Origin of the sequence: Mesorhizobium sp. B2-4-6 (assembly GCF_006442775.1) — a bacterium.
Classification (GTDB): Bacteria; Pseudomonadota; Alphaproteobacteria; order Rhizobiales; family Rhizobiaceae; genus Mesorhizobium.
The window spans coordinates 44,377-64,835 of sequence record NZ_VFVI01000017.1 but is presented as its reverse complement, the minus strand read 5'-3'; the positions used below and the strand labels follow the sequence as shown (position 1 = coordinate 64,835).

Annotated in this window: 19 protein-coding genes and 2 pseudogenes; 8 read left to right on the top strand and 13 right to left on the bottom strand. The window is 62.5% G+C overall.

Annotation, left to right across the window (positions count from 1 at the left end; genetic code table 11):
* Positions 1 to 56: 56 nt before the first annotated feature.
* Complete coding sequence (locus FJ957_RS29070) at positions 57 to 1,040, top strand: zinc-dependent alcohol dehydrogenase family protein (RefSeq protein WP_140836240.1); 984 nt, start codon at positions 57 to 59, stop codon at positions 1,038 to 1,040.
* Positions 1,041 to 1,157: 117 nt separating this feature from the next.
* Complete coding sequence (locus tag FJ957_RS29065) at positions 1,158 to 1,646, top strand: sulfocyanin-like copper-binding protein (protein WP_140836239.1); 489 nt, start codon at positions 1,158 to 1,160, stop codon at positions 1,644 to 1,646.
* A gap of 83 nt (positions 1,647 to 1,729) precedes the next feature.
* Here FJ957_RS29065 and FJ957_RS29060 read toward each other — a convergent pair whose 3' ends face one another.
* The 5 genes and pseudogenes from FJ957_RS29060 to FJ957_RS29040 all read right to left on the bottom strand — a co-directional run bounded on the left by FJ957_RS29060 (position 1,730) and on the right by FJ957_RS29040 (position 5,423).
* Positions 1,730 to 2,320, bottom strand: coding sequence for an NAD(P)H-dependent oxidoreductase (locus FJ957_RS29060; protein ID WP_181180758.1), 591 nt, complete (start codon positions 2,318 to 2,320; stop codon positions 1,730 to 1,732).
* Positions 2,321 to 2,343: 23 nt separating this feature from the next.
* Positions 2,344 to 2,730, bottom strand: a complete 387-nt coding sequence (locus FJ957_RS29055) for a hypothetical protein (RefSeq protein WP_140836238.1) — start codon at positions 2,728 to 2,730, stop codon at positions 2,344 to 2,346.
* A gap of 88 nt (positions 2,731 to 2,818) precedes the next feature.
* A pseudogene (gene trxA, locus FJ957_RS29050) lies at positions 2,819 to 3,142 on the bottom strand (thioredoxin); the annotation flags it as partial.
* A gap of 23 nt (positions 3,143 to 3,165) precedes the next feature.
* Positions 3,166 to 5,025, bottom strand: a complete 1,860-nt coding sequence (locus tag FJ957_RS29045) for a heavy metal translocating P-type ATPase (RefSeq protein ID WP_140836303.1) — start codon at positions 5,023 to 5,025, stop codon at positions 3,166 to 3,168.
* Between the two features lie 11 nt (positions 5,026 to 5,036).
* On the bottom strand, positions 5,037 to 5,423 hold the full coding sequence (locus FJ957_RS29040; RefSeq protein ID WP_140836236.1) for a DUF302 domain-containing protein: 387 nt from the start codon (positions 5,421 to 5,423) through the stop codon (positions 5,037 to 5,039).
* 148 nt (positions 5,424 to 5,571) lie between these two features.
* On the opposite strand from FJ957_RS29040, the pseudogene FJ957_RS29035 reads away from it, so the two are divergent.
* Positions 5,572 to 8,289 (top strand): annotated as a pseudogene (locus tag FJ957_RS29035) (bifunctional acetate--CoA ligase family protein/GNAT family N-acetyltransferase).
* Here the strand turns inward: FJ957_RS29035 and FJ957_RS29030 are convergent.
* Together FJ957_RS29030 and FJ957_RS29025 are read right to left on the bottom strand one after the other, a co-directional pair.
* Positions 8,273 to 9,829, bottom strand: a complete 1,557-nt coding sequence (locus FJ957_RS29030; RefSeq protein WP_140836301.1) for a bifunctional aminoglycoside phosphotransferase/ATP-binding protein — start codon at positions 9,827 to 9,829, stop codon at positions 8,273 to 8,275. The pseudogene FJ957_RS29035 and the gene FJ957_RS29030 sit on opposite strands and share 17 nt — an antisense overlap.
* 145 nt (positions 9,830 to 9,974) lie before the next feature.
* The gene (locus FJ957_RS29025) at positions 9,975 to 10,274 is read right to left on the bottom strand and encodes a c-type cytochrome (protein WP_348642573.1); all 300 of its coding nucleotides are present in this window, start codon (positions 10,272 to 10,274) and stop codon (positions 9,975 to 9,977) included.
* A 178-nt stretch (positions 10,275 to 10,452) separates the two neighbouring features.
* On the opposite strand from FJ957_RS29025, the gene FJ957_RS29020 reads away from it, so the two are divergent.
* The 5 genes from FJ957_RS29020 to FJ957_RS29000 all read left to right on the top strand — a co-directional run bounded on the left by FJ957_RS29020 (position 10,453) and on the right by FJ957_RS29000 (position 15,472).
* A complete protein-coding gene (locus tag FJ957_RS29020; protein ID WP_140836235.1) occupies positions 10,453 to 11,289 on the top strand; it encodes a universal stress protein in 837 nt (278 codons plus the stop codon).
* Positions 11,290 to 11,434: 145 nt separating this feature from the next.
* Positions 11,435 to 11,971 (top strand): cytochrome b, encoded by a 537-nt coding sequence (locus FJ957_RS29015; RefSeq protein WP_140836234.1) that lies wholly within the window; start codon positions 11,435 to 11,437, stop codon positions 11,969 to 11,971.
* A gap of 326 nt (positions 11,972 to 12,297) precedes the next feature.
* Positions 12,298 to 12,927: a hypothetical protein gene (locus FJ957_RS29010; RefSeq protein WP_140836233.1), complete on the top strand. Its 630-nt coding sequence runs from the start codon at positions 12,298 to 12,300 to the stop codon at positions 12,925 to 12,927.
* Positions 12,928 to 12,930: 3 nt separating this feature from the next.
* Positions 12,931 to 14,016, top strand: coding sequence for an XRE family transcriptional regulator (locus tag FJ957_RS29005; RefSeq protein ID WP_140836232.1), 1,086 nt, complete (start codon positions 12,931 to 12,933; stop codon positions 14,014 to 14,016).
* A 274-nt stretch (positions 14,017 to 14,290) separates the two neighbouring features.
* Positions 14,291 to 15,472, top strand: a complete 1,182-nt coding sequence (locus tag FJ957_RS29000; protein WP_140836231.1) for an abortive infection family protein — start codon at positions 14,291 to 14,293, stop codon at positions 15,470 to 15,472.
* 447 nt (positions 15,473 to 15,919) lie between these two features.
* Here FJ957_RS29000 and FJ957_RS28995 read toward each other — a convergent pair whose 3' ends face one another.
* The 6 genes from FJ957_RS28995 to FJ957_RS28970 all read right to left on the bottom strand — a co-directional run bounded on the left by FJ957_RS28995 (position 15,920) and on the right by FJ957_RS28970 (position 20,429).
* Positions 15,920 to 17,119: an MFS transporter gene (locus tag FJ957_RS28995; protein WP_140836230.1), complete on the bottom strand. Its 1,200-nt coding sequence runs from the start codon at positions 17,117 to 17,119 to the stop codon at positions 15,920 to 15,922.
* Positions 17,120 to 17,134: 15 nt separating this feature from the next.
* Positions 17,135 to 18,523 carry an NAD(P)-binding protein gene (locus tag FJ957_RS28990; protein ID WP_140836229.1) on the bottom strand — a complete coding sequence of 463 codons (1,389 nt, stop codon included), beginning with the start codon at positions 18,521 to 18,523 and terminating at the stop codon, positions 17,135 to 17,137.
* Positions 18,524 to 18,577: 54 nt separating this feature from the next.
* Positions 18,578 to 18,898, bottom strand: a complete 321-nt coding sequence (locus FJ957_RS28985) for a metalloregulator ArsR/SmtB family transcription factor (RefSeq protein WP_140836228.1) — start codon at positions 18,896 to 18,898, stop codon at positions 18,578 to 18,580.
* A gap of 65 nt (positions 18,899 to 18,963) precedes the next feature.
* On the bottom strand, positions 18,964 to 19,386 hold the full coding sequence (gene arsC / locus FJ957_RS28980; RefSeq protein ID WP_140836227.1) for an arsenate reductase (glutaredoxin): 423 nt from the start codon (positions 19,384 to 19,386) through the stop codon (positions 18,964 to 18,966).
* The gene (locus FJ957_RS28975) at positions 19,383 to 20,072 is read right to left on the bottom strand and encodes an MIP/aquaporin family protein (protein WP_140836226.1); all 690 of its coding nucleotides are present in this window, start codon (positions 20,070 to 20,072) and stop codon (positions 19,383 to 19,385) included. The genes arsC and FJ957_RS28975 overlap by 4 nt, the downstream gene beginning before the upstream one ends.
* 24 nt (positions 20,073 to 20,096) lie before the next feature.
* Positions 20,097 to 20,429: a helix-turn-helix transcriptional regulator gene (locus tag FJ957_RS28970; RefSeq protein ID WP_140836225.1), complete on the bottom strand. Its 333-nt coding sequence runs from the start codon at positions 20,427 to 20,429 to the stop codon at positions 20,097 to 20,099.
* Between the last annotated feature and the right edge of the window lie 30 nt (positions 20,430 to 20,459).

The following is a 20,459-nucleotide window of genomic DNA, read 5'->3' as shown; positions in this document are numbered from 1 at the left end:
TTGTTGCCGAGCGCGGAAAGGAGTTCGTCCCAATCATCTCTGGACCGAGGTGTGTCATGAAGGCAATGGTGCTGGAGAAGCCCGGCACTCCTCTGAAGTTCGTCGATCGCACCGACCCTACGCCGCGACCGGGCGAAATAAGGCTCAGGGTCGAAGCGTGCGCCGTCTGCCGGACCGACCTGCATGTCGTTGATGGCGATCTGTCGCGGCCGAAGTTGCCGCTTGTCCCCGGTCACGAAATCGTCGGTGTCGTGGACTTGGTTGGCGAGGGCGTGTCAAGGTCCCGGCTCAGCCAGAGAGTAGGCGTCCCTTGGCTGGGTCATACTTGCGGCCATTGCCCCTATTGTGTTGCCGGCGCCGAGAACCTTTGCGATCTGCCTTTTTTCACCGGCTACACACGCGACGGCGGCTTTGCCAGTCATGTGGTTGCCGACGAGCGTTTTGCCTTCGAGCTCGATGCCACGGCGGATCCAGTGTCGTTGGCTCCGCTCCTATGCGCAGGACTGATAGGCTGGCGCTGCCTGAAGAAGGCGGGCGGTGGCAAGCGGGTGGGGGTCTACGGCTTCGGCGCGGCCGCGCATATCATCACGCAAGTTGCGGTCTGGCAGGGACGTCAGATCTTCGCCTTCACGCGGCCCGGCGATGTTCAGGCACAGGAATTCGCACGCTCGTTGGGTGCTGTCTGGGCAGGGTCTTCCGAAGAGCGGCCCACCACCGAGCTTGACGCGGCGATCATCTTCGCCCCGATCGGCGACCTGGTGCCGGCGGCGTTGCGGGCGGTACGCAAGGGCGGTTGCGTGGTTTGCGGCGGTATCCACATGAGTGACATCCCCTCGATGCCCTACCGACTTCTGTGGGAAGAAAGAGAGTTGGTGTCAGTCGCCAATCTTACCCGCCGCGATGCGGAGGAGTTCTTTCCGATAGCGAAGCGTGCCCAGGTGCGCACGCACACAAAGGTCTATCCGCTTGGGCAGGCCAACCAGGCGCTGGACGATTTGCGGATGGGTAGGCTGAGCGGCGCCGCGGTTCTGGTGCCGTGACACCGCCGATGAGTTGTCGTCTGCCAGTTTGATTTGGCGCAAGGATAGCGGGCGGCCGCGCGAGCAATATTCATCGGAAATGTAACGCTTGCGCTGTCACACTGATGGAGGATCATTATGAACACCATTTCCAAGCTGGGAATTGGCACCGCGATGCTCATCGCCGCTGGTACCAGTTCGGTCTGGGCTGCTTCGCGTGTCCAGGTATCCCTTTGGGACAAAGGGGCGAGTACGGAGATGCCGATGGGCCTTGCCTATGCAGCGCCAGGACTGGACATGACAAAAGCCACTATGGGCATGAAGGTTTCCCCTGGTGTGGTGAAAGCCGGAAAGGTCACCTTCAAGGTGAAGAACGATTCCAAGGATACCGTTCACGAAATGATCGTGATGTTTCTTGCCGATCCGAAGAAGCCCCTTCCTTACATTGATGCGGAGAACCGGGTCGACGAAGACAAGGCTGGCGACAAGGGCGAGGTTTCGGAGCTGGATCCCGGCAAATCTGGTTCGTTGACCGTTGATCTGAAAGCAGGCAAATACCTGCTGATCTGTAACGTGCCAGGCCACTACGGCGCCGGCATGTGGGCCGAATTTACAGTCAATCCATAGCTGGTGCTCTCGGTTGGCTCCGGCATTTGTCAGCCGGAGCCACCACCCCCGATTTCCCCTCACGATTGTTCCGGTCGACGGCCTCAAAGCCCCCGCTCACCGAGCACACGCATTTGCCCGATCCACTTCGCCCGTTTCGCCTCGCTGGCGCTCGCGACCGCGCCGAACAAGGTTTCCCTCACCGGCTTGATGCCGACAAAGTTGAGAATGCCGCGGCGCATGCCGGCTATCCCGTGGCTGAGGAACCAGATCCTGTAGATGGCCGCGGGCATCCCCATCGTCACCACGAGCCGGGCTGAGCGGCCGCGCAGCAGGGATTTGGCGAAACCCTCGCCTTTGGCAGGGTAGGCGAACGCCGTTCCCGGTCGCATCACCTGCTCGAGGAACGCTTTGAGCATAGCCGGCACAGTGCCCAGCCAAAGCGGGAAGACAAAGACGAAATGCTCCGCCCAAACGACCGCCTCGGCAGCTTCCTTGAGACTGTCGGGGATCGCTCCGTGCTCGAACTCCTGCATCGTCCGAAGGAGCGGAATGTCCAGCGAGGCCAGATCGATCTTGCGCACAACATGGCCAGCGCGTTCAGCGCCGTCGGCGTATGCGGAGGCCAAGGCGCGGCAGAGCCGCTCCGGGAACGGATCGGGGTGGCCGACGATAATCAGGATACGGCGAGGCACCACTTCGCTCACACCAAGGACTGCTAGGGTCGTTCCACGCGGGCGACCTGGTATGTGTGCATGGCTCCGTTGCGAGTGATCGAGACGTATTCTCCGGTCACAAAGCGTTCGTCGCCGAGATGGAAGCCAACCTCGTCGTCACGATCACCCTCTGCATAGTCAAAATACCATTGCCCGCCGGGTTTGCGGCGCAAACGGCCGATGAGATCGCCTTCGCCGGTGCGGAAACGACGGACACGGCAGAAACCCTTGTGCGATTTCCATTCGTCGGCATTCAACCGTCCCTCATCGGTGAGAGGGGCCAGCACGTCATAGCCTTCCTCGCGGTCGCCCTCAGGATGGCTCTTTTCGCGAGCCAGAAGCAGGCGGATGGTCCTGAAGTTCGGTGTGAGATCCTGCAAAGTGGTCATGGCATTCTCCTTTTCAGACGATTGCTATCGCAGCGCCTGGGCGCCACCTTGACCAGGATCAAACGGGCGCTTGGTTGCTAGTTAGAACTCACGTGCCGCCAGTCGGAACGTGGTTGCGAACCCAATTGACGATCTGGCTGGTGCTCATCGCGCCCGAGATACGGGCAATCTCCTGCTGGTGGTGAAAAAGGATCATGGTGGGGATGCCGCGAATACCCAGCCTCGTCGCAATGGCCTGCTCCTTGTCGGAGTTCAGCTTGACCAGCCGAATGTGAGGCTCAAGAGCCTTGGCAGCCGCCTCATAGGCTGGCGCCATCATCTTGCAGGGACCGCACCAGAGAGCCCAGACGTCGACGAGGATGGGCAGACCGCTGCGACCGACCTGACGATCGAAATTTGCCGCGTCGATATCCTGCGTCATCGCCTTTCCAGCTCCTACTTCCATTTGTGTTCCAAACGCCCCTCGCCGAGCGCACGCAGCGCATTGAGGATGACGGCGACGTCTATCCCCTCTTGAAGCAACGCGCCTGCCACCGGCGTCAGGTGCCCCATGGCGGCCGCAATCATCGCGGCGCCCGAAAGCGCTAGTCCGACGATGATGCTCTGCAGGGCGATGCCGCGCGTGCGCCTGGCGATCCGCAACGCTTCCGCAACTGGCTGCAGGCTATCGGTCAGCACAACGACATCGGCGGCCTCCGAGGAGGCCGTTCCACCGCGAGCTCCCAGCGCGATGCCAACGGTCGCCGCGGCGAGCGCAGGAGCATCGTTGATGCCGTCGCCGACCATCATCGTCGGCGCCGTCGCCTTCTCGGCCTCGACCGCTTCGACCTTGTCCGCCGGCGTGGCATCGGCAAACACGGCGTCGAGTTTGAGCGAAGCGGAAACTTTCTCGGCGGCCGTGCCATCGTCGCCGGTCAGCATGACAATCCGGGTGACACCCGCCGAACGCAAGGCGCCAACCGTCTCGACAGCATCTTCGCGTATGGCATCTCCGAATGTGAAGATGCCGGCAAGTCGGCCGTCCAAGGCGACGAACACCCTCAGCACTTGCGCGCTCCGGTGCCGTTTTTCTCCACTTTCCGCCCATCTTGGCAGCGGCTCACCCCCAAGAACGAGTGACCGCGACCCCGCAGCGACCGACATCCCGTCCACCAGACCCTTGAGGCCTTCTCCACGATGCTCGCGGACATCACAAGGTTGGGAAAGCGTCAGCTTTCCATGGCCAGCGATGCGCACGATCGAATCCGCGAGGACATGGTGCGAAGCCTGTTCCAGGGAGGCCAGCAGCCGCAGCAGGTCATCTGCTTGCTGGCCCGGAGCGACGTCGATCTCGATCAGCTCGGCGCCGCCGAGCGTCAAGGTTCCGGTCTTGTCGAAGATTGCGGTGCGTATCTGGGCGAGCGCCTCAAGCGCCGCGCTGCCTTTCATGAGAATGCCGGCGCGGGCAGCGCGCGACACGCCGCCGATGAATGCAACCGGCGCCGCGAGGATCAGCGGACAGGGCGTGGCGACCACCAGCACCGCGAGGCCGCGGATCGGGTCACCTGAAAGTCGCCAGGCGATACCGGCGAGCAGCAGCGTGATCGGAAGCAAGAGCAGCGCAAAACGATCAGCGATGCGGATGAATGGCGCTTTGGCCGTTTGCGCCGCCGCGACCATGCGCACGATCGCGGCGTAAGTGCTGTTGTCGGCGACAGCTGAAGCCCGCATGACAAAGGCTTCGCCAGCATTGACTGTGCCGCTGCGCAATGCGTCGCCGGCGCCGCGACGCTCCGGCAGGGGCTCGCCGGAGACGGTCGATTCATCTAACAAGGCCGAAGCGTCGATCAGGATTCCGTCGACCGGCAGCAACTCGCCGGCGCGCACCAGAAGCTCGTCGCCGACCGCGACGCGATCGATCGGAACGGTTTCCGTGCCGAGTGCCGATTTCAAATGCGCCACGCGCGGCGCCCTGTCGGTCAGCGATCTGAGATTGCGTTCCGCCCTGCCGCGCGCAAAGTCTTCCAGCACCGTGCCGCCGGCATACATGATGGCGACAACCACCGCCGCCAGTGCTTGCCCCAGCAACAGGGCGGCCGACATCGAAACCAGCGCGATCGCGTCGACACCGATCCGGCCGATCCAGAAATCGCGCAAGATGGAGATGGCGAGCGTGACAACGACCGGCAGGGTTGCCGCTGCCCAGATTGTGTCGGGCGAGAGCGGGCCAGTACCACTCCGCCACACGCCCAACCCAAGTGCCAGACCTGTTGTGGCGATGAGCAGCAGCGCGCGCCGTAGTGCGGACTCGTCCATGGCGCCAGCCGTCAAAGTTCGCTGATCAGTTCCTGCAGCAACAACCGGACATCCTTTGCTGTTGCGGCAAGCGATGGATTTTCGATGGCACCCATCGACGCTGCCGGATCGACCGCGGCAATCTCGACTTTGCCTGGCGAGATCTCGGTTACAATCACGTTGCAGGGCAGCATCGCGCCGATCTTGTCCTCGGCCTGCAGCGCCCGCCATGCGAAATGCGGATTGCAGGCGCCGAGGATCATGTAGGGCTTGAAGTCGACGCCCAACTTGACCTTCATCGTGTGCTGGACATCGATCCGCGTCAGGATGCCGAAGCCCTTGCCGGCAAGCTTTTTGGTGACATGTTCGATCGCCGCCGCAAACGGCATGTCGAGGTTTTTGCTGAAATAGTAACCCATCGGATTCTCCTTCGACGGATGCCATCGCCCGTAGAGCAGGTTGGTCACAGCGTCGCTTTAGCTAGCCTCGGGGTGCCGGTGACGCTTTGATCCAGCGCAATGAATGCTCGCCGCCTTCGGTGAATGTGGCGGTAAGGAGTCTTCCAGGATGACGATCCGAAATCTTGAATACGCAGTCTCACCGAAGTCCGTCGCTGTCGTCGGTGCGACCGAACGCGCTGGTTCGGTCGGTCGTGTCGTCTTCGACAACATCGTCGTCGGCGGTTTCGAGGGAGAGATTTGGCCGGTTAATCCCAAACACTCGCAGGTGGCCGGCCATCGCTGCTACGGCAGGATTGCCGACCTGCCGGGCATTCCCGATCTGGCGGTGATTGTTACCCCTCCTAATGCCGTCCCCGGCATTGTGCGCGAGCTGGGTGAGAAGGGAACACGAGTAGCCGTCGTCATCACGGCGGGGCTCAATCATGGAAACGGTCTGCGCCAGGCGATGCTCGATGCCGCCAAGCCATCGCTCATGCGCGTCATCGGGCCGAACACAGTTGGGCTGATGGTCCCTCCGGCGAAGCTCAACGCAAGTTTTGCCCACATGGCGGCTCGACCGGGGAACATCGCGTTGATCTCGCAGTCAGGCGCGATCGCGACATCGCTGATTGACTGGGCAGCTGAGAACAATGTCGGTTTTTCCCGGATCATCTCGCTTGGCGACATGGCGGACGTGGACGTTGGTGACTGCCTCGACATGCTGGCGGGCGATTTCCACACGCGAGCCATCGTGATGTATCTCGAAACGATACCCAATCCGCGCAAGTTCATGTCGGCCGCGCGGGCGGCGGCGCGCCTCAAGCCGGTCATCGCAATCAAACCTGGCCGGCACGAACAGGCGGCCAGGGCGGCGGCGACACACACCGGCGCGCTTTCGGGCGCGGACAGGGTGGTGGACGCCGCCTTGCACAGGGCAGGGGTGCTGCGTGTGGATGATCTGGCCGAGCTGCTCGACGCGGCCGAGACGATTGCGCGCCACGCTCCGCTCGAGCGGGCACGCGTCGGCATCGTCACCAATGGCGGCGGCGCCGGCGTTCTTGCCGTCGACAAGCTCGTCGATCGTGGCGGCGAGCTGGCTGAACTTGCGCCTTCGACGCTGACACGGCTCGACCATGTGCTGCCGCCAACCTGGTCGCATGCGAACCCGATCGACATCGTCGGGGACGCAGCCCCGGAGCGCTACGGGGCGGCGCTCGAAGCCTTGGCGGCGGATCCGGGGACGGACGTCATCCTGGTGATGAACTGTCCCACTGGGCTCGGTTCTTCGGCAAACGCGGCCAGGAAGGTGGCCGAGCTTGGCGACGAGGGCGAGATCGGAGGAAAGCCGCTTCTTGCGTGCTGGCTCGGCGAGCATACCGCGCGAGAGGGCAGGCGCCTCCTGACGGAAGCCGGTATCGCCTGCTTCGAGACGCCAGAGGACGCCGTGGTCGCGGCGTCCTATCTCAGCGAATGGTCGCAGGCTCAGCGGGCGCTCCTGCGGACGCCCTCGAGCCAGGGTGGATGACCGGGTCGACGGCAAGGCCGCCGCGCATGCGATTTTCCGGCAGGTGGCCAGCGAAGGGCGGCGCATGCTGACGGAGCCGGAAGCAAAAGCGGCGATCGCCGCCTACGGGATTCCGGTGCCGCGAACCATTGTCGCCGGGTCCGTCGCCGAAGTGACGCAGGCAGCTGGCGAGCTTCTCGAAAGCTCGGAAAGAGTGGTCGTCAAATTGCTGTCGAAGGTGGTCTCACACAAGTCGGACGTCGGCGGCGTGGTTCTTGACATTGGCACTCCAGAGAAGGCCGCGGAGGCCGCGCGGTCGATCGAGACACGCTTGCGCGCACAGGCGGCGGGATCGAAGCCGGACGGCTACACCGTGCAAGCAATGGTCGCGCGCAAGCATGCGCAGGAACTCATTCTGGGCATGAGCGTGGACCCGATGTTCGGGCCGGTCATTCTGTTCGGCGCCGGCGGCACAGCTGTCGAGGTTGTGAACGACACCGCGATCGCTCTGCCGCCGCTCGACGACGTGCTAGCCGCGGATGCGATCGACGCGACCAGGATAGGCCGCCTGCTTGCCGGCTATCGCGATCGCAGGCCAGCCGATCGAGCCGCGATTATCGCCGCGCTGAACGGTCTGTCGCAAATGATCGTCGATTTTCCCTGCCTGGTGTCCCTCGACATCAACCCGCTGCTGGCAGACGCAGAGGGTGTGATCGCGCTCGATGCCCGCATCGAAATCGATCCACGGAGGGTGGACGAGGCGGCGCCAAATCCGGCTCTCGCGATAAGACCCTATCCGTCAGGATGGTGTCGGGATTTTGACACGGATGGTCTCTCCTTCCACATCCGACCGATCATGCCGGCGGACGTAGCGCTCTATCCTGCGTTCCTGGCCAGGATTTCACCCGATGATCTGCGGCTGCGGTTCCTGTCGCTGCGGAAGAACTTCCCGGATCAGATGCTGAAGCGGCTCACCCAGCTGGATTATGACCGCGCGACATCGCCTTCGTCGCGCTGGAAAAGGACACCGGAGCGCTGGCCGGAATCGGCCGGCTTTCTTGCGACCCCGATCACAGGACCGGCGAATATGCCTTGCTCGTGCGGTCGGATCTGCAGGGCAATGGCCTCGGATGGGACTTGCTGAAACAGCTCATCGCCTATGCGAGAGCGGAGGGCGTCGCCCGCATCGAGGGCACAGTCCTCAACGAAAATAGCAAGATGCTCAAAATGTGCCGGGAGTTCGGCTTCTCGGTTGCACATCACGCCGAAGAGCCGGGCCTGTCCCTAGCGACACTGGAGGTCGGCTCAGCGGCGGTAAGACCGGTCATCCTGTCCTTCTGAAACTGACCGTGGATGAGGCTTTGTCTTCAACCCAGGTCAGCATTTCGGCGGTGATTTCGGCCGCCTTGCGGTCCGCCTCGATCTTGCGCCAGGTCAACGGGCCGGCGTCGCGCTGCAATTGCCGCGACAGGATGTCGACCGTAGCATCCGACGGGCCGACCTTGCGCTCGCTGACCCGGCGCCAGAGCACCGATGGATCGGCCGCCAGCCAAAATCCTGCAAACGGGACGTTCGCCTCGCTCGCGGCGCGCTCGATCCTGTCGCGATCCTCCGGCTTGTCGAATACCGCGTCGGCGACGACGGAACCGCCTTCTGCAAGGATCAGCTCCGAACGCCAGGCGATCTGGCGATAGACGCGTTCCGACACGCCAGGCCGGTAGGCCTTGTCCGGCAGCCTCGTTTCGGCGGGCACGCCATGCATGGCCTTGCGGATGCGGTCGCTCTCGACGATCCGGGCGCCAGGCGGTGAGCCGATCCGCGGTGCAAGCGCTTCGGCGACCGTCGTCTTGCCCGAGCCGCTCAGACCGCCGATCGCGACGAGCCGAGGCGGCGTTTCGGCGAGCAGAGCCTGCGCGAGCTCGAAATAGGATCGCGCTTCGGCTATCAGCCTTGTCGAGTCCTGGCTGCCCTGCTCGACCTGCGTCGCGGTCACGTGAGCGCGCACCGCCGCCCGCACCGCCATCAAGAACGGCAGCAGGACGAAGCCGTCCTCGTCGTCGGCGTCGTCCAGATAGCGATTCATCACCCGATTGGCGAACTCCAGAAAACCGCGATGCCATAAGTCCATCAGCAGGAATGCGAGATCGTAAAGGACATCGACGGTGGCGATCTGATCGTTGAACTCGATACAATCGAAAAGGCGAGGCTCGCCATCGAGGACGCAGATGTTGCGCAGATGCAGGTCTCCATGGCAGCGACGGATCCGGCCCGCCGCCTCGCGCCGGTCAAGCAGACCAGCATGGCGGGCGAGGACGGCGCGAAACGCAGCGTTGAGCGTTTCAATCTCCTTGCCATCGAACACGTGACTTGTCGCAAATCCGGCCGAATTGATTTCAAGCACGCCGCCAATGTTCGCCGATCCGCCTCCGGCATGGATCACGTCGGCGCTGCGGTGATACTGCGCAATCATGCGCGCGACGCCCGTCATCAGCGTGGGGGTCAATGTCCCCGCGGCGGCCATGCGATCGAGGAGGTTCGACTGATCGAAGCGAACCATCTCGATAGCGGCATCAACCAACTCGCCAGATCCATCCAAGGCAAGCCGGTCTCCTGCGCGCGTGATGCGGTGGACATCGAGATAGAGACCGGGCGCCGTTCTGGAGTTCAACTCCACTTCCTTTTCGCACGCTGCGACCCGCAACTCCGGCGTCGAGAAATCGACATAAGGCAGCTTTGCCGCGCGCTTCATTTTGAACGCGCGCTGCCCGACAAGGAATATCCTGGAAATGTGGGTTTCAATCGTCTCGACGGGACCAGCCTCACCATAGGTGGCAGGGTCCTTCAGCATGTCGACCACGACGTCTTGGTTCTGAGCAATCATCGTATGCGCCTTGACTTTGGTTGCATCCATCCTTCGGCTCGCCAGCTCCACATGTCGTGCTAGCGCTGGAGCGTCATGACGTAACCGGCGAGGTTTTGAATGCGTTCCGTGGTGACGGCCTCCCCACCGTAGGGGCCGTATTTCTTCACGTCGTCGGGTAGGAATTGATTGCCCAGATCGGCATGTCGCGCTCGACATGCTCGGGCACGAGGCCGCGGCCGTCGATTGTCGCGTAGACCCGCCAGTAGGGGAACTCCCCGCCATTGCGCCTCGCAAGTGTGGTCAAATCCGCGGGGCGCTTCCGCAATACGTCAGCCATCGGTCCGTCACCCCTGCCGTCCACGCCGTGGCACACGGCGCAGGAGTTCAGATATTCCTGTTCTCCATTGCTCATTTGTTGCGCCGCCGCGGTGCTCAGCGTCAGCGCCAAAAAACCCATCGTCATCCGGAATCTCATTTGATCCACCTCCAGCCATCGGATCACGCTAAGGCGTGTCGCGCGATCGCACGTTGACCGGGATCAATCTCGAGACGGGATCAGTTTGATCTAGCGCAAGGACGGTTTCCGACCTCCTGGCTACGGCTACTCCTCTGTGAACCTTCCCGAACAAGGAGTTGCCGCCATGCCATTCACGACATTACTCACGGTTACAGGGGCCGATCAGGGAGACGATGATCTGAAGCTTGCCACCGGCCTGTGCGAAGAAATCAACGCCCATCTCTCGGTGCTCGTGCTGGTCATCGCAGCGCCTCCTTCTGGCGGAGCATATGCCGAGGTGGTTTCGCCGGCTTGGCTGGCGGAGCGAGAAGCCGAAATGGAAATGCTGCAGAAGCGGAATTCGGCCGTTTCCAAAATGCTGTCGGCGAGCCCCGTTTCGACGGACCTGAGCGATGACTATCCGGACCATGCCTGGGCGGACGAGGTCATTGGCCGGCGCGCGCGCTACGCCGATCTAACTGTCCTTGGGCCAGACTTGCTGACGAGCGAAACGCTCAAGGAGAAAGTCATAGAAGGCGCGCTGTTTTCGTCTGGAAGGCCAATCCTGCTTGTTCCCAAAGGAGCGTCCGCGACGTTGAAGCCGAAACGCGTTCTCGTGGCATGGGACGCCAGCCTGGAGGCGTCGCGCGCCGTGCGCGAGTCGCTCGAAATCCTCTCGGCAGCCGATGAGGTGCGGGTCGTCATGGTCGATCCGATCGAGGACGAACGGCATCACGGCGCGGAACCCGGAGCAGACGTGGCGAGCTATCTCTCCCGTCATGGTGTAAAGGTGGCCGTAGACCGACTGCCGAGTTCAAACCACTCGATCGCCGACGTCCTACGTCAGCACGCCGTCGACACGGGCGCCGAGCTCATGGTCATGGGCGCCTATGGCCATTCCCGGCTGCGCGAGAGAATTTTTGGCGGCGTGACCAGATCGATCATCACGAACCTGGGGCTGCCGGTCATCATGGCTCGTTGAAAGCTCACAGCGAGAGGGGAATCGAATTCTCATGCTTCGCTGTCCGATGGGCCTGTATGTTGTCTCGACGGCGGCAGAGGGTCTATCTGGAACATACTAGCGCTTGCGCGATTGTGAGAGCGCCCACGAGTTTGAAGGCACTCCAATGCATCGATATTCGCAGATAACGATCGCTATTCACTGGCTGACAGCAGTGCTCGTGGTTGTCGCCTGGTTCACGGCGGTAGGCGGCCGTCATGCGCGGACAGACCCCTCTTACGTTCACTTTGCGGTGGGCCTGGCTGTGTTGCTATTGGTCATTCCTCGGCTGCTGGCCCGATGGCTGGGCGCTGCGCCCCCGATCGAACACCCGCAGAAACCATGGCTCGACCTTGCAGCGCGCGCCGGACACACTTTCCTCTACGTTCTCCTCATCGCGCTACCCTTGAGCGGCTGGTATGCCGCCTCCCGGCTTGGTGTGCCGGTTTCCTTTCTTGGTATCGATCTACCGAGCCTGACGGCGCCGGTGCAAGGCGCGCCAGGAGAGATCGCCGACTTGCACGAAACCGGTGGGACGTTGATCCTTTGGCTCGCCGGGTTGCACGCCCTGATCGCGCTCTGGCATCAATTTGTTCTGAAAGACCGGACGCTCGAGCGCATGAATCCCATGGCGTCGCCCGATTTGACTGGGGATCGTCGATAGCTCGGGAGCAACCATCGAACTGCGCCGGCATTGCGCACGGATGGCACCGTCGTGCTCGGCTTGCAGTCTCCACCATGACGCCCTCCGGGCCTGCTCAATGACAGGCTCAGGCGAAATCGTGCAGGCAGCTTTGCTCCCTCATTTCGGACTCCCGGCGAATGCATTCCACCTCCTATAAGGAGACGGTCCGGTTAAACTGCAGGCTGGTCGACGCGCAATCGAGAGCGTAGCGGAAGCCCAACACCCGTTCGGGCAAACGAGGAGCAGTTGCGTTGAGCCGAATGGCATCATGCAAAAAATAAGTTGCTTTTGCAGAACGATGAGTCATGATGTTGGAAACCGAAGGGAATGCCATGATTCGAGCGGACGAGGACGCGGTGAGGGAAGCCCTAGAGTCCTATCACAATGCCATTTTCGAGATCGCGCACGGCGCATGGAGGGATTGGCAGGCGTTGGCTTTGTCGGGCCGGCTCCTTTTCCCCGGTCGCAGCCGCGCCTGCCTGGTCCACGACTTCATGATGCAGCGCGCGATCGCCGCCTGGGCGGAGAATTCAGGCGTGCGCGTCCTGCGGCACGACGAGACAGCCAAGTTCGTCATCGACGATGCGGTCTTGCTCCGTTTCAAGAAGGCTGACGACCGCGGCTTGGGCGCGAACATTCCGACCCAGGCTTTTCTCGACTTCGCCGAGCAGCAGCGTGATCTGCCCGGCATTCCGTACGTCCATAAGGTCGAAGTCGTGTACATTCTAAACCGCCTGCAGACGCAAATCGAACGCGTTGTCGTCGTTGCCCGCGACGGCAACGTGCGGCTGTGGGACTACGTGGTCTTGCCGGATACTACCGCCGAGACCGTGCCTCTTCCGATCCAGCCGATTGCTCCGGACCAGGAGCGTGGCGCGAAGGTCACCGTGAAGAAGCCGGCCGCCAACGACGATAAGAAGTCGGAAGTCGAATAGGCCATGCAAATCGTCAACGCCAACCTGCTGCGCACCGCGCGGCAACTGCGAGGATTCCAGCAAGGGGACGCCGCGAAGCGCTTGGGAGTGAGCCAAGCCATGTTGTCCCGCTTCGAGAACCAGCTCTCGGCCATCACCGATGATGTGCTTAAGAAGGCGGCCGAGGTTTATGACCTGCCGGAGTCGTTTTTCCGTCAGCCCGATCCCGTCCTAGGGGCTCCCGTCAGCTTACACCCCATGTGGCGAAAAAAGGCGAGCGTATCCGCTCGGGAACTCGATCAAATCCTGGCCGAGCTGAACTTGCGATCCATGCACCTGCGACGCCTGCTCGATGCTGTCGACGTAGAAGCGACTTTCGAACTTCCGCAACTGCCGATCGACGAGTTTGATGGCGATGCCGGGCACGTTGCCGACCTGGTCCGAGCTCAATGGCGCCTCCCGCAGGGGCCGCTCGGGAACCTGACGCGTGCCATGGAGGCCGCGGGCGTCATCGTGGTGCAATCCCCGCTGGGTGGCTCATCGGTCGACGGCGTGACCTTCCGAGCTCCGGGCCTGCCGCCCTTGGTGGTACTGAATACGGAACAACCGGCCGACCGCATGAGGTTCACGCTAGCGCATGAGTTGGGACACCTAGTCATGCACCACGGGCAGCCCACGCAAAACATGGAGCAGGAGGCCAACGAATTTGCCAGCGCGCTCTTGATGCCCGCGCGCGATATCCGGCCGTTTTTTGCCCGTCGGGTTGATCTGCGGCTGCTCGCCGAACTCAAGCCGATATGGCGGGTGTCCATGGCCTCCTTGCTCATGCGTGCCCGTTCGCTGGGATGCCTTGCCTACAACCAGGAGCGCTACCTCTGGCAACAATTCAGCATCGCCAAGATACGCCAGAATGAGCCGCCCGAGCTAAATTTCCCGGCCGAAAAGCCGACTACCTTGCCCGAGCTGATCGAGGCTCACGTTCAGCAGCTGGGCTATTCGATCATCGACCTGGGCGCCCTCCTGCATGTCCAGCCGGCGGAACTTGCCCGCCTATACGGCATCACCATCACGCATGAACCCAAGACACCGCACTTGCGGATCGTGAAGTGAGAAGGATGCTAAGGTGCTCTATCCCTAGCGGAGACAAGGACCCCGGTTCCCGAGGCTCGCCGGAACGCGCTGCGCGCGAGGATCCGATTGCACCCAAGGAAGGCTTTGAGTTTTTTGCGCCGAGCAGCCGGTTTCGACGCTCGGTCGCTCCCGCAGTGCCTAGCCGGGGTTACCGTTTAGGCGTGACGATGACGAGAGAAACGCCAGGCTGTTCGGTGCGCGAGATCGCGCGCAGCTTCAATGTTGCGCCGAGCACCATCTCTTGGCTGGCCAAATGAGCCCTCCGCGCCCCTCAACAGAACTGCTTCAGAGCTTGCGGACCCTGATTGCGGACTCGATCGCGGGCTATAAAGCGTACGAAGTGCCGGGCGTGTGCAAACGGCTAGGCCTGGCCGATGGCACCACCGACGAGGCGTTTAACAGCAAGTTCAAATACGCCTCGAAGCGCCTCGCCGAGGTTCCGGCCACCGAGCTTGTGTCAGTCGGCCGAGAGTTACTCGAGGAAATCAATAGCTACGCACTCAGTGAAGCCATTGCGACGATCGACGAGCTGGGCAGTCCGCCTATCACAGAGCTCACTCGAAGGCGCATCGCCTATGTTTTCGGAAGCGGCTCCCTCGCAACCGAGATGGACGATCTCGCGGTCGTCAGCCGCATCTGGCCGGTAAAAGATATGAAACCGGTGTTCGAGGATCACAGCCGCGATGTGTGGGCACCGCCTCAGACCCTGGCAGACGACATAGCCGAACACCGGGTCAAACATCGCAATTGGAAAATGCCGGACTTCCTGACCGCACTGGGCTTTTTCTCTTGCTCGCGCGCAGTTGTAAGCAAATTCCTGAATCAGATCGTTCACCCACTCGCTCAATCCGCACCGCGGCAGAAGGAACTGGTAGCCGAGCTCAACACACATCTGCGCCACGACGGTTATCATCTGGCCGATGCAGGGCGGATGTCGGGCAGCCCCGTCTACGAGTTGCGCCCACTGCCGGCGGGTGTGCCCGCCGATGAGAGCATCTCGGCGGTGCTGGCCGCCTTCAATCCCGGCGACATAAGTGGTCGATGGCAAATGGCCATGGACCGCCGCTCATCTGACCCCGCCGGCGCGATCACTCTGGCGCGGACGTTGCTAGAGGACGTCTGCAAATGGGTCCTCCACGAGGCCGGCGAGGTCTACGACGAAGAAGCCGAGCTGCCCGTGCTGTACCGCCGCCTATCCAAGCGCCTCAAGCTCGCCCCCGACGACCACTCCGAGGAGGTGTTCAGGAAGATACTCGGCAGCTGCCAGAACATCGTCGAGTCGCTGGGGGCGCTCCGCAACAAGCTGAGCGATGCCCATAGCCCTGGGCCGAAGCGCGCCAAGCCTCTCCCCCGGCACGCGGAGCTGGCAGTGAACCTGGCCGGCACCATGGCGACCTTCCTAGTCTCCACTTGGGAAGTGCGAAAAAAGGACTAGACTAAGACATTGCTGGGCGTTGACGGCGCCCCTGAACGGGAACCTGTATCGGCATTTTTCGTGGGACAAGCTCGTCGAAACACATAACGATTTGAAACGAAGCAGTTTGTCCCACTCCTCTATTTGGCAATTGAATTGATTGAGTTCTTGGCCCCCGGCTAGGGGCACCATCCTTCGCTCTGCCAGCTTCGGATGGCAGGCCGTCCTTCGCTCTGCGAGTTGGCAGGCCATCCTTCGCCAATCTTTTCGGGTTTTGACGACTGTGGCGCAGGCCGAGGACGGCCAGCCTGCGCTTGGCGGTCAGAGCGAGTGCTTGTAGCCGTTCGCGATGTTGAGCTTGTCGCCGGCGAGATCGTCGTTCGCGTCGGCGTCCTTGACGATGCCGGTGTCATGCCAAGTGCAGCCGAGCGCAACGCTGGGAGTGACAACCCGGCCGGTCGCTATGCATCACTGCATCTGAACCTGCAGTGTACGACGACGGAAGATCAGCCAGCCCAAGCTGCAAGCGAGCCCGACGTTCAGCAACGCCAAAGCGGCGAGAGCTGCAAGGGTGCCATGAGGGCCGGCTTGCTCCAACAACAAAGCTCCCACAGACGGCGCTGCTGCCTGGGCGATCAAGCTGGGCATAGCGAGACGTCCCATGAGCCTCGCGTATCCCGCAGGGCCAAACAGAGCGAGCGGCAGCGTGCCCCGCGCTATCGTTTCGAGGCCGATACCAGCCCCGTAGAAGGCAAGCGCCACAGCTACAACCGGAACCCCGACCCAGAGCGCACCAATACCGATGGCGACGAATGTCACGGACGCGAACTTGGTCCAGATGGGATGATGATAGCGGGCGATAAACATTTCGACAGCACGCGCCGACACTTGAGCGGGGCCGACGAGTGCCCCGAGCCCAACGGCGGCGGCGAGCGCCATGCCGCTTGCCTGCAAGATGGTGAGCAGATGAACTGACACCGTCGACGAAATGACCGCCGCCAATGTCAGCGTGGCAGCCAGGACGACCATGATCGGAATTGAGGTCGCCACAGAAGGGACCGCAGCCTGTGTCTTTCCCGGCCGGTCCGGGACGCTCGGCTGCGGCACCCCACGCGGCACCATTGTGAGATAGAGGGGGAGGGCGAACAACAACTGTACCGAGGCATAGACGAGGCAGGTGCCGCGCCAGCCCGTCTCGCCAATCAGGAAGGCCGAGATCGGCCAACAGACGGTGCTGGCGAACCCGCCGAACAGCGAGAGGGTTGTGATAGCGGAGCGCGCGCCGTGCCCATAGAGCCGCCCGAGGGTGCCGAAGGCGGCGTCGTACAAGCCTGCCCCCATGCCAAGTCCCACAACGACCCATGCCACGATGTAGGCGACGAGGTTCGGGGCGGCCGCAAGCCCGATCTGGCCGACGCCGATGCAGCACGCGCTGAACGCAAGCACGTTTCGACCGCCGTGCCGTTCAATGGATGAGCCGACATGAGGCGAGATCAAGCCGGCGACGAGCAAGCCGAGCGACAATCCGCCAACGACCCAAGTCAGCGGCCAGCCAGTGTCGGCGGCTACCTTCGGTGCGATGACCGCCGGCAAGTAGTAGGTGGACCCCCAAGCCATGATCTGGGTCAGTCCAAGGACGGTTATGATCGTTCGCCGACTGCGCTCCATCGCGGTTTGGTTCGCTCATGCTGCTGCGTTGCAACCGCAGCCGCTCTTGCCAGCGGCTTTCGCTTCAGCGTCGGCGACACAACAGGCGTCAGCCTCGGAAGGAGCTGGGCCTCCACAACATCCGCCACCCGTCGCGCGTATGGTTGAGGGAGAGACCGTGCAGACGCCTGTTTCGGGTAGCACCAGTTGCACGGCATCCGCAGCCGCCATCTCGCCGGCGAGGGCTGCCGCGACCGACCGTACCTGTTCATACCCGGTCAGCAGCAAGAAGGTCGGAGCGCGGCCGTAGCTCTTGACGCCGACAGTGTAGAAGTCGGGCTCGGGGTGGCTCAGTTCGCGATGGCCGTGCGGGGGAACGTCGCCGCAGGAGTGCTCGTTGGGGTCGATCAGAGGCCCCAGCGCCTTGACGCTCTCAAGCCACGGGTCAAGGTCCAGCCTAAGTTCGCGCGTGAGGGAGAGATCGGGCCGCTGGCCGGTCGCGGCGATGATACGGTCAACAGGCCCCAGCACTTGTAAGCCGTCCCGCGTTTGACCTTCAACGGTCAGGCGGCCGTTTGAGCCGCGGATGGCCAGCGTTGCGAAGCCGGTGACCATCGTTGTGCCGCCACTTTCCACCAGCTCGCGAGCATCGGCACCCAGCTCGCCACGAGCGGGAAGTTGGTCGGCGTCTCCACCACCATAGATGCGAACAAGATCGGTACTGCGTGTCACCCAAAGAGAAGCGGTGCCCGGCTCGTCAGCAGCCAGTCTATCGAGTTCCAGCAGAACGTTGGCGGCCGAAAGGCCGGAGCCAGCAACCAGCGTCGTGCGACCGGCATAGAGGCTGCGGTCGCGGCCGAGAATGTCGGGGATGCCGTAGGCGATCCTGTCAGCGTATTCCGCTTCACCTTCCGCCGTGATACCACCGCCCCCAAGTGGGTTTGGCGTCTGCCATGTCCCGGACGCATCAACGACAGCGCGCGCGCTGTCGCGCCTGATCCCGTCGGCGGCCTTCACGACCAACATGAAGGGCCTTGCCTGTCGCTCCTTGCTCAATACCTTGTCAGCACCCCAGCGGGAGATGCCGACCACGTTGGCGTTGGTCTCGATAGACGTTGAGAGTTCAGGCAGCCTTGCGAGCGGTTCAAGGTAGTGCGCAATCAGCTCGTCAGCGGTTGGGAACGCCTCAGGATCGGGCATCGTCCAGCCATTGCGCTCAAGAAGCCTTACCGCCATCCGATCCACACAGTAGCGCCAAGGCGTGAACACCCGAACATGACCCCAGTCGCGGAGATTGGTGGCGACTTCCGCGCCGGCCTCGTAGACCTTCACGGGGAGCCCACGCCGAACGAGCTGAACTGCAGCCGCCAAGCCGACCGGGCCGGCTCCGATGACGGCAACAGGGAGGGAGTCATGGTCGTTCATCGGCATTGTTTCCGTCCTTCCGGGATCATCGAAATACGAAACAAAAAATAGACGCTATGCCGCTGCTTCGCCCTCGACGGCACCGCAAGCGGCGTCAGCGCAGCACTCGTCAGCCAGGAAGCCGACCAGCTCCCTCATGATAGGATAATTGGCCCGACAGATCAGGGTCGTTGCCTGCCGCTCCTGCGTCACGAGGCCGGTCAGAATGAGGCGATGCAGATGGTGGGACAGCGTCGAGGCCGCGATGCCAAGGCTGTCCTGCAAGTACCCCACGGGCCGGCCTGCTTCGCCGGCTCTGACCAGCGTGCGATAGAGCTTGAGCCGTGTCGGATTGCCGATGGCTTCGAGCTGTTTTGCTGCTTGTTCGAGTTTCATGGAAATAACACTGCACCCGCCGCCGGCACAGGTCAATACCTATTTCGATAAAGATCGAAATACGATCAAACGACCCGCTTGCCGGTCGCGTCGATAACGACCTCGCCGTCTTCCTTGGTAAAGGGGCCGATGTCGGGATTGGGCAAAATCGGGAGGATCGCCTCAGAAGGTCGCGCAAGGACCGCGCCCAGCGGGGTCACCACGATTGGGCGGTTGATCAGGATCGGATGCTTGAGCATGGCGTCGATCAGATCGTTGTCTGACCACTTTGGGTCCGCGAGCCCAAGCTCCTCATAGGGCGTTCCCTTCTCCCGAAGCAGCGCACGGGTAGTGATCCCCATGGCTGCGATCAGCTCAACCAGCTTTGCACGTGAGGGAGGCGTCTTGAGGTATTCGATGATCTCGGGCTCTTCGCCGCTCTGCCTGATCATGGCCAGCGTGTTCCGCGAGGTGCCGCACTGGGGGTTGTGATAGATCGTGATGGTCATTCGGCGGGTTCCTCATTGGCGATGGCTTGGGGTTCCGCAAGCAGCCAGCCAGCGAGCGCCATTGCCAGCAGAGCCCCGGCAAGCTGCGCGGCGATGAAGGCCGGGACATCGAGCGGCCGGATGCCCGCGAAGGTATTGGAGAGGGCGCGGGCCACGGCCACGGCTGGGTTTGCGAATGAAGTCGAGGCAGTGAACCAGTAGGCGGCCACGATGTAGAGGCCAACCAGCCACGGGATGGCGTCGGCGCGAAAGCGGATACCGGCAAGGATGGTGAAGACGAGGCCGAAGGTCGCGACCGCCTCAGCGATCCACAGACCAGACCCCGAGCGTACCGTGGTCGAGAGACTGAAGAGCGGCATGTCAAACATGGCATGGGCCGTCAATGTGCCGAGTATGCCGCCCGCGAGCTGGGCTGCCACGTAGGTCAGGGCCACATCGCGGGCCAATTGGTGCCTCAGGCTGAACACGAGCGTGACCGCTGGGTTGAAATGCGCACCGGAGATCGGGCCGAGGATGGTGATCAACACGATCAGTATCGCGCCGGTCGGCAAGGTGTTGCAGAGCAAGGCGAGCGCCACATCATGGGTCAGCTGGTCGGCCATGATCCCGGAACCGACCACAGTGGCGACCAGCATCGCCGTTCCAAGTGCTTCGGCGGCGAGCCGTCGCGACAGGTCAGCGGACACGGTGCCGAGCCTCCATTGAAATCGTCAGCATGTACAGGTCACCGCCTGGATGACCGGCTGGCAAAGCTCCGGGGCGCCCCTGCAGCAGTCTTCCATCAGGTAGCCCAGCAGATCGCGAAAGGCGTTCATGTCGACGACATACCGGATGATCCTTCCCTCCCGTTCGGCGCGAACCAACCCGGCGCGGTCGAGGACCTTCAGATGCGCAGACATGGTGTTCTGCACCGTTCCCAGTTGCGATGCGATCTCGCCGGCTGGAACGCCTTCGGCACCCGCTCGCACGAGCAGCCTGAAAGCCTCTAGCCGTGTGTCCTGGCCAAGCGCGGCCAGCGCCAGCAGAGCAGTAGTCTTGTCCATGCATCTATCCATCCGGATTTGTGGATGTGT